Annotated in this window: 13 protein-coding genes; 7 read left to right on the top strand and 6 right to left on the bottom strand. The window is 65.6% G+C overall.

Annotated elements, in window-relative coordinates; genetic code table 11:
- Positions 1 to 68 precede the first annotated feature (68 nt).
- The 3 genes from ppk2 to AAFP30_RS10030 all read left to right on the top strand — a co-directional run bounded on the left by ppk2 (position 69) and on the right by AAFP30_RS10030 (position 2,666).
- Positions 69 to 1,031: a polyphosphate kinase 2 gene (gene ppk2, locus AAFP30_RS10040; protein WP_419229754.1), complete on the top strand. Its 963-nt coding sequence runs from the start codon at positions 69 to 71 to the stop codon at positions 1,029 to 1,031.
- Positions 1,032 to 1,072: 41 nt separating this feature from the next.
- A complete protein-coding gene (locus AAFP30_RS10035; RefSeq protein WP_419229753.1) occupies positions 1,073 to 1,888 on the top strand; it encodes a hypothetical protein in 816 nt (271 codons plus the stop codon).
- 61 nt (positions 1,889 to 1,949) lie between these two features.
- A complete protein-coding gene (locus AAFP30_RS10030) occupies positions 1,950 to 2,666 on the top strand; it encodes a rhomboid-like protein (protein ID WP_419229752.1) in 717 nt (238 codons plus the stop codon).
- Here the strand turns inward: AAFP30_RS10030 and AAFP30_RS10025 are convergent.
- Positions 2,612 to 4,672: a prolyl oligopeptidase family serine peptidase gene (locus AAFP30_RS10025; RefSeq protein WP_419229751.1), complete on the bottom strand. Its 2,061-nt coding sequence runs from the start codon at positions 4,670 to 4,672 to the stop codon at positions 2,612 to 2,614. The genes AAFP30_RS10030 and AAFP30_RS10025 overlap by 55 nt on opposite strands.
- A 150-nt stretch (positions 4,673 to 4,822) precedes the next feature.
- Here AAFP30_RS10025 and AAFP30_RS10020 point away from each other — a divergent pair, with 150 nt between their 5' ends.
- On the top strand, positions 4,823 to 6,478 hold the full coding sequence (locus tag AAFP30_RS10020) for a serine hydrolase (RefSeq protein ID WP_419229750.1): 1,656 nt from the start codon (positions 4,823 to 4,825) through the stop codon (positions 6,476 to 6,478).
- Here the strand turns inward: AAFP30_RS10020 and AAFP30_RS10015 are convergent.
- From AAFP30_RS10015 to AAFP30_RS10005, 3 genes are read right to left on the bottom strand one after another with little or no spacing between them, the layout of a single operon-like run.
- Entirely contained in the window at positions 6,436 to 7,695 is a 1,260-nt protein-coding gene (locus tag AAFP30_RS10015; RefSeq protein ID WP_419229749.1) for an NADH:flavin oxidoreductase, read from the bottom strand. The two genes, AAFP30_RS10020 and AAFP30_RS10015, sit on opposite strands and share 43 nt — an antisense overlap.
- Complete coding sequence (locus tag AAFP30_RS10010; protein WP_419229748.1) at positions 7,695 to 8,300, bottom strand: TetR/AcrR family transcriptional regulator; 606 nt, start codon at positions 8,298 to 8,300, stop codon at positions 7,695 to 7,697. The genes AAFP30_RS10015 and AAFP30_RS10010 overlap by 1 nt, the downstream gene beginning before the upstream one ends.
- 58 nt (positions 8,301 to 8,358) lie before the next feature.
- Positions 8,359 to 8,535, bottom strand: coding sequence for a hypothetical protein (locus AAFP30_RS10005; RefSeq protein WP_419229747.1), 177 nt, complete (start codon positions 8,533 to 8,535; stop codon positions 8,359 to 8,361).
- A 91-nt stretch (positions 8,536 to 8,626) separates the two neighbouring features.
- Between AAFP30_RS10005 and lpdA the strand changes: the two genes are divergently transcribed.
- Positions 8,627 to 10,012 carry a dihydrolipoyl dehydrogenase gene (lpdA, locus tag AAFP30_RS10000; protein WP_419229746.1) on the top strand — a complete coding sequence of 462 codons (1,386 nt, stop codon included), beginning with the start codon at positions 8,627 to 8,629 and terminating at the stop codon, positions 10,010 to 10,012.
- Between the two features lie 115 nt (positions 10,013 to 10,127).
- A complete protein-coding gene (locus AAFP30_RS09995) occupies positions 10,128 to 11,006 on the top strand; it encodes a DNA-3-methyladenine glycosylase family protein (protein WP_419229745.1) in 879 nt (292 codons plus the stop codon).
- Here AAFP30_RS09995 and AAFP30_RS09990 read toward each other — a convergent pair.
- The gene (locus tag AAFP30_RS09990; protein ID WP_419229744.1) at positions 10,991 to 11,650 is read right to left on the bottom strand and encodes a class I SAM-dependent methyltransferase; all 660 of its coding nucleotides are present in this window, start codon (positions 11,648 to 11,650) and stop codon (positions 10,991 to 10,993) included. The genes AAFP30_RS09995 and AAFP30_RS09990 overlap by 16 nt on opposite strands.
- Before the next feature lie 2 nt (positions 11,651 to 11,652).
- Positions 11,653 to 12,192 carry a carboxymuconolactone decarboxylase family protein gene (locus tag AAFP30_RS09985; RefSeq protein ID WP_419229743.1) on the bottom strand — a complete coding sequence of 180 codons (540 nt, stop codon included), beginning with the start codon at positions 12,190 to 12,192 and terminating at the stop codon, positions 11,653 to 11,655.
- 26 nt (positions 12,193 to 12,218) lie between these two features.
- Between AAFP30_RS09985 and AAFP30_RS09980 the strand changes: the two genes are divergently transcribed.
- Entirely contained in the window at positions 12,219 to 12,686 is a 468-nt protein-coding gene (locus AAFP30_RS09980; protein ID WP_419229742.1) for a MaoC family dehydratase, read from the top strand.
- The last annotated feature ends 1 nt before the right edge of the window (position 12,687 follow it).

The following is a 12,687-nucleotide window of genomic DNA, read 5'->3' as shown; positions in this document are numbered from 1 at the left end:
ACCGGGTCGAAGGACCCGGTTCACCTCGTAGCAACCCGATGTTCGCCCGTTACGCATATCGTTGAGGGGTGACCGAGCTACACGATCATGCGATCGAGGCCTCCCCGGAAATCGGACCCGATTTCAGCAAGCTGAACGGGCGCGAGGCACTCCAGCATCTAGTCGACCTGCACAACACCACCCAGTTCACCGTCAACGACGACGATGACGATGACCCGGTCCTGCTCACGCTGCCGGAACGCAACGTCGTCGACACCTGGCGGCAGGACTACCCGTACGAAGAGCGGATGAGCCGTCGTGAGTACGAGGTGACCAAGCGTCGTCTGCAGATCGAACTGCTCAAGCTGCAGAAGTGGTCCAAGCAGACCGGGCAGCGCCATCTCCTGGTGTTCGAGGGGCGCGACGCGGCGGGCAAGGGTGGCACCATCAAGCGGTTCAACGAACACCTCAATCCGCGCGGTGCGCGGACCGTCGCGCTGGAGAAGCCGAGCGAACGGGAGTCCACCGAGTGGTACTTCCAGCGCTATGTCCAGCACCTGCCGGCGGGCGGCGAGATGGTCTTCTTCGACCGTTCCTGGTACAACCGCGCCGGCGTCGAACGGGTGATGGGCTTCTGTACGCCAGAGCAATACGACCAATTCATCGGCCAGGTGCCCGCGTTCGAGAAGATGCTCGTCGACGACGGCATCAACCTGGTGAAGTTCTGGTTCTCCGTCACGCCGCTCGAACAGCGGACGCGGTTCGCGATCCGTCAGATCGACCCGGTTCGGCAGTGGAAGCTCTCGCCGATGGACCTTGCGTCATTGGACAAATGGGACGGCTACACCTCCGCCAAGAACGCGATGTTCGCTGCCACCGACACCGATCACGCGCCGTGGACCGTGGTGAAGAGCAACGACAAGAAGCGCGCTCGCGTCAACGCGATGCGCCACGTCCTGAGCTTGTTCGACTACGCAGGCAAGAACGAGGAACTCGTCGGCGCACCCGATCCACTCATCGTCGGACGCGCACGAGATCTGGTCGGAGAGTAGCAAGTTCGCGTTCGCCACGGGGTCGCCGGTAGCCTCGTGGCGTGCGAACTTTCATCAGTGGGCTCCTGACGCTGATCGCCATGGCGGCGATCGTGATAGCCGTGCCGTCGGTGTGGACCAAGGAACGGATCGTCGACCCGGAAGGGTTTGCCACCCTGGCGACGCAGTTGGCCGCCGACACCGAGGTGAAGGACTCCCTCGCCGCCGAGGTGTCTGCGGCCGTGGAGACGCAGACCGGGGTACCCATCGCCGGGCAGGTGGCCGAATCGGCCACGCGCGCCTACATGAACACCCCGCAGTACGAGGCGGACTTCGCCGACGTGCTCGCGCAGCAGCATGCCTGGCTGTTCGATCCGCCACCCGCCGGCGGCGACACCTCGGTCATGCAGCTCGACATCACCGCGATGGTCAACCGGGTCATCGCGCAGACCGGCATCGCAGCACAGGTGAACGGGCCGATCCTGGTGCCGATCAACAGTGGGGGCCGGTCAGGTCTGGAAGCCGGCCGCTATCACGAGGTGGGCCAACAGATCACCACGCTCGCCTTCGCCACGCTCGCCATCGCGATCGTCGCCGGGCTGCTGGCATTGCTCATCGCCCGTCGCCGCGGCACCGTCGTCGCCTGGCTCGGTGTCGGACTCGTCCTCGCCGCCGCCTTCGCGTGGGTGGTCGGACTGTACTTTTCGTACCGCGGTAAACAGGAGGTCGACGGCACCGACGAATCCGGCCGCAAGGTGTCCGAACTGATGATCAACGCCGCGGTCGGCGACCTGCACCATGTCGCGATGATCGTCGCCGCGGTGGGCGTGGTGGTGATCCTGCTCGGGGTGTTGGTGCGGCTGTTCGCCCGCCACTGATCCGACGCGGTGGTGGCCGGCTGTCAGTAGGATTGGCCGCGGATCGGCGAGAGGACGCGGCATGGCGGTGCAGACGCGACGCGACCGGTGGCGTTCCGGCGCGCTGTCGACGGGGCACCTGATCCGCAGCGCGCCACTGACCTTTCTCTGGCTGGCCGTCCTGCTGGTCACCACGATCATCCAGCGCAACCTGAGCACGCAGGACCTCGACCGCCTCCTCGGCGCCCGCTCCACCAACATCCACCACCTGACCACCGATCCGATCCAGGTGTTGGTGACCAGCCTGTTCTGGATCGACGGCGCGTTCTGGCTGCCGTATCTGTTGATGTTCCTCATCTTTCACGTCCCGGCAGAACGCTGGCTGGGTTCGTGGCGGTGGCTGGTCGTCGGACTCTCCGCCCACGTGATCGCCAGCTACGTCAGCGAAGGAATTCTCGCGCTGGCCATCCGCGACGGCGTCGCGAAAACGGACATGGTCAATACCCTCGACGTCGGCGTCAGCTACTTCCTGGCCGCCATCGTCGGCGTGCTGACCTACCGGATCGCCTACCCGTGGCGGTGGATCTACCTGGCCGGCATCATCATCATCTACGGTGCGCCGCTCGTCGTCGACATCAACTTCACCGCCGTCGGGCACTTCACCTCACTGCTGATCGGACTGGCATGGTATCCGATCACCCGCAGTCGCCGGGTACGGCCATGGAGTCCGCACGACGTCTTCGACTATTGGCCGCTCGCCAAGTGGTCCGGAACCAGAGTGCGCCAGAGGAATTCGTAGGCCAATGCCGACATGAACGCGGCCTGCTTGTTGTCCGCAGCGCCACCGTGCCCACCCTCGATGTTCTCGTAGTACTGCACGGAGTGACCCAATTCCTCCAGCCGCGCAACGAGTTTCCGGGCGTGCCCGGGATGCACCCGGTCGTCGCGGGTGGACGTGGTGACCAGCAATTCGGGGTAGTCGACATCGGCCGCGAGATTCTGGTACGGCGAGAACGGCTCCATGAACGCCCACTGCTCGGGGTCGTCGGGATCACCGTATTCGGCCATCCACGATGCTCCCGCCAGCAGCAGGTGATAGCGCCGCATGTCGATGAGCGGGACCTGACAGACCAAGGCGCCGAACAATTCCGGGTACCGGGTCAGCATGACACCCATGAGCAGGCCACCGTTGGAGCCGCCCTGCGCACCGAGCTGCGCCGGTGTCGTCAGGCCGTCGGCGACGAGTGCCCTGGCCACGCTGGAGAAGTCCTCGTAGACGAGGTGTCGGCCGGCCTTCTGTGCCTGGGTGTGCCACGACGGCCCGTACTCGCCGCCGCCGCGGATGTTGGCGATCACGTAGATGCCGCCGCGGCTGATCCAGCTGCGTCCGGCAATCGCGGCGTAGCCGGGAGTGAGTGCGTTCTCGAAGCCACCGTACCCGTAGAGCAGGGTGGGGCCGGACTCGACGTCGTTGCGCCGCACCACGAAATACGGGATCGCGGTGCCGTCGTCGGAGGTGGCGAACCGTTGTTCGGTGACCACATTGTCGCCCTCGAAGAACGACGGCGACTGTTTGATGACCTCGACGGCGGCGCCACTGTTGCCGTGCAGCAACGTCGGAGGAGTGGTGAATGAGCTGGCCGACCAGAACACCTCGTCGCTCTGGTCAGGGTCGGTGTCGAGGACCGAGATCGTGGCCAGCGTGGGCAATCCGGGCTGCTCGACCGGTTCCCAGGTACCCAGGGTGTGCACCGAGATCTGCGTCTGGACGTCGTGCAGGGTGGTGAGGATCAGGTGCGAGCGCGTGAAGCTGTAGTCGGCCAGGCTGGTGTGCGCATCCGGGGTGAACAGCGCGGTGGCCTCCCGGCCGCCCGCCAGGAAGCCGGCATAGTCGAACACCAGCAATGCGCCGGTCGCATAGGTGGTTTCGCCGATCGACCAGTCCGAACGCGGCATCACGAACAGCCAGTCGCGGTAGACCGCGGAGTGCGCGTCGGTGGGCACGTCGATCCGAATCAGTTCGTCGTCACGGATCTCGTAGCGCAGGGAGTTGAAGAAATCGGTTGCACGGCTGGCGAAGTGACGCTCATAGCCGGGGGTGTTGTCGTACCCGGCGCCGGCCGAGACGTCGTCGACCTCTCCGGCGAACACCGTGACGGCGCTCTCGAGCGGCGTGCCGCGGGTCCAGCGTTTGGCGATCCGCGGATAACCCGAGGTGGTCAGAGCGCTCGAACCATCGGGCTGCTCACCGAAATCGGTGCCGACATAAACGGTGTCGCGATCGATCCAGCCGACGCTGGACTTGTTCTCCGGCAACGTGAATCCGTCGGTCACCCACTCGCGGGTCTCGACGTCGAACTCGCGCAGCACCGTGGCGTCGGCACCGCCCCGCGACAACGACACCAGGGCATGGCGGTACTCCGGATACAGCAGGGTGGTGCCGGACCACACCCAGTTCTCGTCCTCCGCGGCGGCCAGCGCGTCGACGTCGACGAGGACGTCCCACTCGGGCTCGTCGGTGCGGTAGGACTCGAGTGTCGTCCGCCGCCACAGCCCCTTGGGGTGGGCGGCATCGCGCCAGAAGTTGTACAGATATTCACCGCGACGACGCACATACGGGATGCGGTCATCGGTGTCGAGGACTTCCAGGGCGCCGGCCTCGAGGTCGGTGAAACGATCGGTCGCGGTGAGTGCCCCGACGGTCGGGTCGTTGTGGGTGCGTACCCAGTCCAGGGCCTGATCGCCGGTGACGTCCTCCAGCCAGAGGTACGGATCGTCGGCGATGTTCGCGTCGTTGTCAGCCACGCGACCAGTGTGCCACCCGCGCCACCGGTCAATCGGGCGAGCGCGGATCCGACCGGCGAAACCGCCTCCGAACAGCGCTGTTGCCGATAGAGTTGGTCGGGGTCGGTCATCGTGCCACACGGCACGCCTCGAGGAAGCAGGGTGTTGCCGATGTCGTCGATGCGCTCTCGCCAGATCACTTCCCGTCGTGCGGCGCTCGTGGCCGTGTCGCTTCTTGCCACCGGCGCGTTGGTCGTCGGCTGCGACAGCGGCACCGAGACGAGTTCCGGCGCCACGTCGTCGGCGGCCACGCCCGCCGAGGAGTCGGCCCAGAAGTCGGGACAGCCGGACAATCCGAACGAAGACGTCGCGACCGCGCTGCCGGACAACGCCGTCGAGAACGCTGTCGGCAAACTCGACGGTCTCGTCGACTCGATGATGAACGACACCAAGATCCCCGGCATGGCGGTCGCGGTGGTGCACGGCGGCAAAACCGTGTACGCGAAGGGTTTCGGTGTCGCCGAGGTGGGCACCGATCGGAAGGTGGACACCGACACGGTGTTCCCGTTGGCGTCGATGTCGAAGTCCATCGGGTCGACGGTGCTGGCGAAACTGGTCACCGACAACGTGATCGCCTGGGACACCCCGGTCACCGCGAATCTGCCGCAGTTCGCGCTCGCCGATCCATGGGTCACCCAGCACGTGACGATCGCCGACATGTACACCCACCGTTCGGGTCTGCCCGGTCACGCCGGCGACAAGCTCGAGGACATGGGGTACTCGCGGGAACAGGTCCTCGCCCGACTGCGGTATATGCCGCTCGAGCCGTACCGAATCACCTACAATTACACCAACTTCGGGATCACCGCAGCGGCCGAGTCGGCTGCGCGAAAGGCGGGTACCGATTGGGAGACGTTGTCGCAGAACGTGATCTACGGTCCACTCGGGATGACCAGCACCAGCTCACGCTTCGGTGACTTCGAGACGCGGACCGATCGAGTGGTGGGCCACGTCAAGGTCGACGGCGCGTGGGTCAAGACGCCCGCCCAGCGAGATCCCGACGCTCAGGCGCCCGCGGGTGGGGTGTCATCGTCGGTGAACGACGTGACCCATTGGCTCACCATGGTTTTAGCCGGCGGCAAGTACAACGGCACCCAGATCGTCGGGACCGACGAGTTGACCGAGGCCACCACGCCACAGATCATCTCGAGCCCGGCGAGCAGTCCGGACGCGCGGGCCGGGTTCTACGGCTACGGATTCAACACATCGGTGACCGCGGCCGGACGCACCACCTTCAGTCACGCCGGCGCCTTCTCGATGGGGGCCGGCACCAACTTCCTGGTGATGCCCTCGGCGGATGTCGCCATCGTGGTGCTGACCAACGCGTCGCCGGTCGGTGCGGCCGACGCGCTGTGCGGCGAGTTCGCCGACCTCGTCCAGTTCTCCGAGGTACGCCACGACTGGCGCACTCTCTACGGCAACGCCTACGCGGCGATGGCCAAACCGTCCGGCTCGCTGGTGGGGGAGCAACCGCCGGCCAACCCTGCTCCTGCCCAACCACTTTCCGCCTACGAGGGCACCTACCAGAATCAGCTGTACGGTGCTGCCACCGTCAGCGACGACGACGGCAAACTCGTGCTGGCCATGGGACCGAACGGTGTCACCAAACACGAGCTCACCCACTGGGACGGCAACACCTTCACCTTCACCATGCGCAACGAGAACGCTGAAGAAGGAACCATCTCCAAGGTCACCTTCACTGGACCGCGGATGACGATCGAGTATTACGCCGACGACGAGTCGGACGGAGTGTTCACGAAGTCGTGATCGAGCGGATCCGCCACCTCACCATCCCGAATCGGGCAGCGAGTGCGCGAGTAGATCGTCGGCATGCACAGATTGCAGTGCACGCAGCGCGAGGTGACGGTGGGATCGGACTGAATCCGCAGCGGCAGGTCGGGTTCACGCAGCAGCGCGCGACCCATCGCGACGAAGTCGAAACCCTCGTCGAGCGCGGTCTGCATGGATGCGCGATCGGTGATGCCGCCCAACAGGATCAGCGGCATCCGGACGGCGGCGCGCAGATGCCGGGCGAGTGGCAGCAGGTAGCCGGGGTGATAGTCGTACTCCTTGAGGAACACCGGGGCGGCGACCTTGAGGCCGGTGCGCATTGACCCGCGGAACGCGTTGGCGAACTCCTCGCGCGGAGCATCTCCGTGGAAGAGATACATCGGATTGAGCAGCGAGCTGCCGGCGGTGGGTTCGATCGCATCGAGATGGCCGTCGGACTCGAGGAGCTGAGCCACCGCGCACGCCTCGTCGACGTTGAAGCCGGTCAGGCGTCCGCCGTGCCCCGGTCCAGGGGTCCCGACGCCGTCGTACATGTTGAGCTTGGCCCAGACGGCGGCCTCGTCGCCGACCTCCTCGCGCACGACCCCGATGACCTCGCGGGCCAGTCGCGCCCGGTTCACCAGTGAGCCGCCGTAGCCGTCGTGGCGATGATTCAACGCCGGTGACAGGAAGCTGCTGATGAGATAGTTGTGGCCGCAATGGATTTCGAGACCGTCGAAGCCGGCGTCCACGGCCATGCGGGCACCGCGCCGGAACTTCACGAGGAGATCGGTGATGTCGTCGCTGCTCATCTTGTGCGTGAGAGACATCCCCATCGGGGCCGGAATACGCGACGGCCCAAGGGCCTTCTTGCGATTCGAGACCGAATTGGCAACGGCCCCGGCATGTCCGAGCTGGGCGGCGGCGAGCGCGCCTTCGGCGTGGATGGCGTCGGTGAGCTGACGCAGTCCCGGCATCGCCTCCTCGCGCAGATAGATCTGGTGCCGGTCGGTGCGGCCCTCCGGGGACACCGCGCAGTAGGCGACCGTGCTCATCGCCACGCCGCCGGTGGCGACCTCGCGGTGGAAGGAGATCAGGTCGTCGGTGACCAGGGCGTCGGGGGTGGCGCCCTCGAAGGTGGCGCATTTGATCAGCCGGTTGCGCAGGGTGAGTGGGCCGAGTTGGGCGGGGGTGAACGGATCGGGTGTGGTCATCAGATTTCCTCCGGGGTTGGGCTGGTGGAAGCGGACGCCGAGAGTCCGGCGACCACGAAGTCGGTGAGTGCCGTGATGGCAGCGGGTGGTTGTTGTTCGGGACCCCCGAACCCGACGAGCATCAGCTCGAAGGCGAGCGACCAGCGTCGGGCCGCAGCCGAAGAAGTGAGTCCGGGGACAGTGGCCGTCAGGAAGTCGGCCCACGGCTCGAGGCGGAACCAGGTGCCGGTCCAGTCGGCGTTCGGGTGGGCGAGCACGAATCGGCACAGCAACTGCAGATGAAGGTGACCAAGCGGGTCGTGATGGAGGTCGACGAGGGGGCGCAGCACGACGTCGACGACGCGGTCGATCGGGTCGATGCCCGGCTGCAGGGTGGCGAGTGGATCACGCCACAGCGGGCCGAGCCGATCCTGCAGGAGCGCGACGGTCAGGTCGGTCTTGGACCCGAAGTGATAGTGCACCGCGGCTGCGTTGGCGTCAGCGGCCGCGCAGATCGCGCGGACGGACACCTTGTCGTAGCCGTCGGCGAGGAACAGGCGCTCGGCGGCCGACAGCAACGCGGTGCGGGTGTCGGTGGTCGGCGGCGCGACCGGTTCGTTGACCATGCCGAGGATCGAAGCACAGTTCAATCACTGATTCAATCAGTGATTCAACTGAGTGGGATCAGTTGAAATCGAAGATCGAATGCGCGTCGTAAAAGTGCAGGACATAGCGGCAGCGCTGGCAGATCATCAGCGTCATCCGGTGGCTGGTGAATCCCCAACGGGAATCCTGACGTGCCTGTTCGCGCTGGAAGGTCGTGTTCTGGCACAGCGGGCAGGTCAATGTCGGTGCAGTCATGACCCGAGTTTAGGTTCGGGGCCGATGATCTTACTGCCGAGTAATCGGGACACCCTGCGCCACCGATGTGGGGCGAAGTAGGCTGAACGCCGTGGCTGAACACTTTCAAACAGTTGTATTGGGTGCAGGTCCAGGTGGGTACGTGGCCGCGATCCGGTCCGCCCAGTTGGGTATGAAAACCGCCGTCATCGAGGAGAAGTACTGGGGCGGTGTGTGTCTGAACGTTGGATGTATCCCATCCAAGGCGTTGCTGCGCAACGCCGAGCTCGCCCACATCTTCAACCACCAGGCGAAGACCTTCGGCATGTCCGGTGACGTGTCCTTCGACTTCGGCGCGGCATTCGACCGCAGCCGCAAGGTGTCGGACGGGATCGTCAAGGGCGTCCACTTCCTGATGAAGAAGAACAAGATCACGGAGATCGACGGGTACGGGGTGTTCACCGACGCCAAGACCATCAAGGTCGGCGACCGCGAGATCACCTTCGACAACGTCATCATCGACACCGGCTCCACCGTCAAGCTGCTGCCGGGCGTCGAACTCTCCGACAACGTCGTCACCTACGAGACCCAGATCCTCACCCGTGAGCTGCCCGAGTCGATCGTCATCGTCGGTGCCGGCGCCATCGGTATGGAGTTCGGCTACGTCCTCGCCAACTACGGCGTCGACGTCACCATCGTCGAGTTCCTCGACCGGGTGCTGCCCAACGAGGACGCCGACATCTCCAAGGAGATCGCCAAGCAGTACAAGAAGCTCGGCGTGAAGGTGCTCACCTCCACCAAGGTGCAGACCGTCACCGATAACGGTGACAACGTCACCGTCACCTACAAGGACGCCAAGGACAACGACGGCGAGATCACCGTCGACAAGGTCCTCATGTCCGTTGGCTTCGCCCCGCGCGTCGAGGGCTTCGGCCTCGAGAAGACCGGCGTCGAACTCACCGACCGCGGCGCCATCGCCATCGACGACTTCATGCGCACCAACGTCGACGGCATCTACGCCATCGGCGACGTCACCATGAAGCTGCAACTCGCACACGTCGCCGAGGCGCAGGGCGTGGTAGCGGCCGAGGTGATGGCCGGTGCCGAGACCATGACGCTCGGCGACTACCGGTTCATGCCGCGCGCCACCTTCTGCCAGCCGCAGGTCGCGTCGTTCGGCCTCACCGAGGCGCAGGCCAAGGATGAGGGTTACAACGTCAAGGCCACCACCTTCCCGTTCTCCGCGAACGGCAAGGCACAGGGCCTGGCCGAGACCGCAGGCTTCGCCAAGCTCGTCACCAACGCCGACACCGACGAACTCCTCGGCGGACACCTGGTGGGCGACAACGTTTCCGAGATGCTCCCGGAGATGACCCTGGCACACAAGTGGGATCTCACCGCCAAGGAACTCGCCCGCAATGTGCACACCCACCCGACCATGTCGGAGGCGCTGCAGGAGACGTTCCACGGCGCGATCGGGCACATGATCAACCTGTAGAAGGCGCGTTGCGTCGACCCGAAAGTTCTTCCCCCGCTTCTACGTTCGTCCGTCTGCTGCAACCGACGGACGAACGTGCAGGCGGGGGAAGAACTGTTTTGGACTTTGGTCGGTGATGTCGGAATCCGTGCGTAGGTGGACCCCGCAGGGGCCACTGAACATCCGTGCGACGGTCGGACTGCACCGACGCGGCAGCGGCGATCCCGCGTTCACCTACGGACGCGACGGGTCGGTGTGGCGTGCGGTGTACACGCCCGACGGCCCGGGCACGTTGACCATCGCCTCCGACGGCACGACGATCACCGGACGTGCGTGGGGTCCGGGCGCGGCCTGGCTGCTGGATCAGATGCCGGATTTCCTGGGCGCCCATGATGATCCGCAGCAACTCGAGCCCCGCGACCCGGTCGTGGAGCGGCTGCTGCAACGCTCCGGCCCATTGCGGATCGGCCGGACGGATCGGGTCTGGGAGGCCCTGGTGCCCGCAATTCTCGAGCAGAAGGTCGTCGGCAAGGAAGCATGGCGCGCGTGGCGATATCTGTTGCGGCGCTACGGAGAACGCGCACCCGGGCCGGTCCCGGACACCATGCGCGTGCCGCCGCCGCAGGCGAGTTGGACGCAGATCCCGTCGTGGGAGTGGCACCGCAGCGGCATCGAACCGGTCCGGATGCGCACCATCCGCGGCGCGACCGCGATGGACGTCGAACGTCACTCCGATCGACTCCGCCTTCTCCGCGGCGTCGGGCGCTGGACCGAAGCGGAGACGCGGGCCCGCGCGCTCGGGGACGCCGACGCCGTACCGGTCGGCGACTATCACATCCCGTCGCTGGTCGGACAGACTCTCGTCGGTGCACCGGTCGACGACGCGGGCATGCTCGAACTGTTGGAACCCTATGCCGGGCAACGCTATCGACTGATCAAGATGATCGAACTGTACGGGGAGTGGCCGGAGCGGCACGGAGCGCGGATGTCGGTGCGCGACTACCGGTCGTTCTGAGTGGTGGCGCTCTTGGTCGCGACGACGTACTGTCCGAGACCGGTGATGGTCTGCTCGACGTGGTCGGCGCCCGCGGCGCGCAGTCGAGCGACGATCTCCGATCGCTCGAAGATGTGATAGCCGGAACGTTCGGCCACCTCCCGCACACCGGGCAACGCGGTCAGGTGCGAGGTCACGGAGGTGAAGATGAACACCTCGCCGTCGGGTTTGGTGACCCGCAGCAACTCGTCGACCACCGGCAGCGGATCGGGGATGAGGTAGAGCGCAGCCAGACACGTCACCTCGTCGAAGGTGTTGTCCGCGAACGGAAGTGCGTGTGCATCGGCGCGGATGTAGGCGGCTCGTGGGGTCGCGTTGGTGCGTACCGCACGTTCGAGCATCGACGGCGAGAAGTCCACGCCGACACAGCGTCCGTCGCCGTCGAGTCCCTCGGCGAACCGTCGGGTGTAATTGCCCGGTCCGCACGCGACGTCGAGCATCATTCGCTCACCCGGACGCGACAGATACGCGGTCAGTGCCCGGTCGACGTCGGCGGTGCCGCTGCCGCCCAGACTGAACAGGCGGGTGAAGGTGGGGCGCCAAAGTCGTTCGTACACAGCGGAGAATACCGGATTGCGCATTGTCCGATGCACGATCGGGTCCATCGTCAGGCCTTGATGTGATCGCGCTGCACGCGCAGCGTGCCGATGGTGGTGGCCAACATGTCGTACTGCCCGACGAGGAGCACGAAAGCGACGAGCTTCGACTCGTCGAGGTGGTTGCTCAACGTGGCCCACGTGCCGTCGCTGATGTCCTTGGTGGCCACCAGTTCGTCGGTGGCGGTGAGCAGGGCCCGCTCGCGGTCGCCCCATCCCGCCTCGGGTCCGGCGATCACCTTCTCGAACAGATCGCCCTTGATGCCGGCGCGGGCGCCGAGCCGACGATGGTGGTCGAGCTCGTAAGCGCAGTCGCGTAGGTGGGCCACCCGGATGATGATCATCTCGGAGTCCTTGCGCGACAACGCCCCGAAGGGCATCAACCGGGCACCGAAATGCAGCCACCCCCGGAACAACCCCTTGGCGCGGCCCAGCGTGGAGAAGATGTGGGCGTCGTCGACCCCGATGGACATCGCCGCTCCGCGCGCCACGATCCAGTTGATCGGACCCAACTCGGAGAACCCGCCCGGTGATACGCGAGGTGTGCTCATGAGGGCAACGGTAGACTACCCGGACTATGACGAGCAGCACACAGCGAACGTTCACCAGTGTCGATGAATTGAAGGCCGCGATCGGCGAGGATCTCGGATCCGGCGAGTGGCTCGAGGTCACCCAGGAGCGGGTGAACCAGTTCGCCGAGGCGACCGGCGACCACCAGTGGATTCACGTCGATCCCGAACGCGCCAAGTCGGGCCCGTTCGGTGCCCCCATCGCCCATGGCTTCCTGACGCTGTCGCTGCTGCCGATGCTTGCCGGCAGCATCTTCACCGTCGAGGGACCGAAGCTGGTCATCAACTACGGGCTCAACAAGGTGCGGTTCCCCAACCCGGTGCCGGTCGGCTCGCGAATCCGCGCCAACGCCGTCATCGCGTCGATCGAGGAGACCAGCGCCGGTGTGTCGATGGTCGTCAAGAACACCGTCGAGATCGAGGGTGTGGCGAAGCCGGCCTGTGTCGCGGAGAACGTCCGCGTCATGGTGTTCTGAC

Origin of the sequence: Gordonia sp. CPCC 205515 (assembly GCF_048537925.1) — a bacterium.
In the GTDB taxonomy this organism is placed as follows: Bacteria; Actinomycetota; Actinomycetes; order Mycobacteriales; family Mycobacteriaceae; genus Gordonia.
The sequence above is the reverse complement of the archived record's forward strand: the minus strand, read 5'-3'. Positions and strand labels throughout refer to the sequence as shown.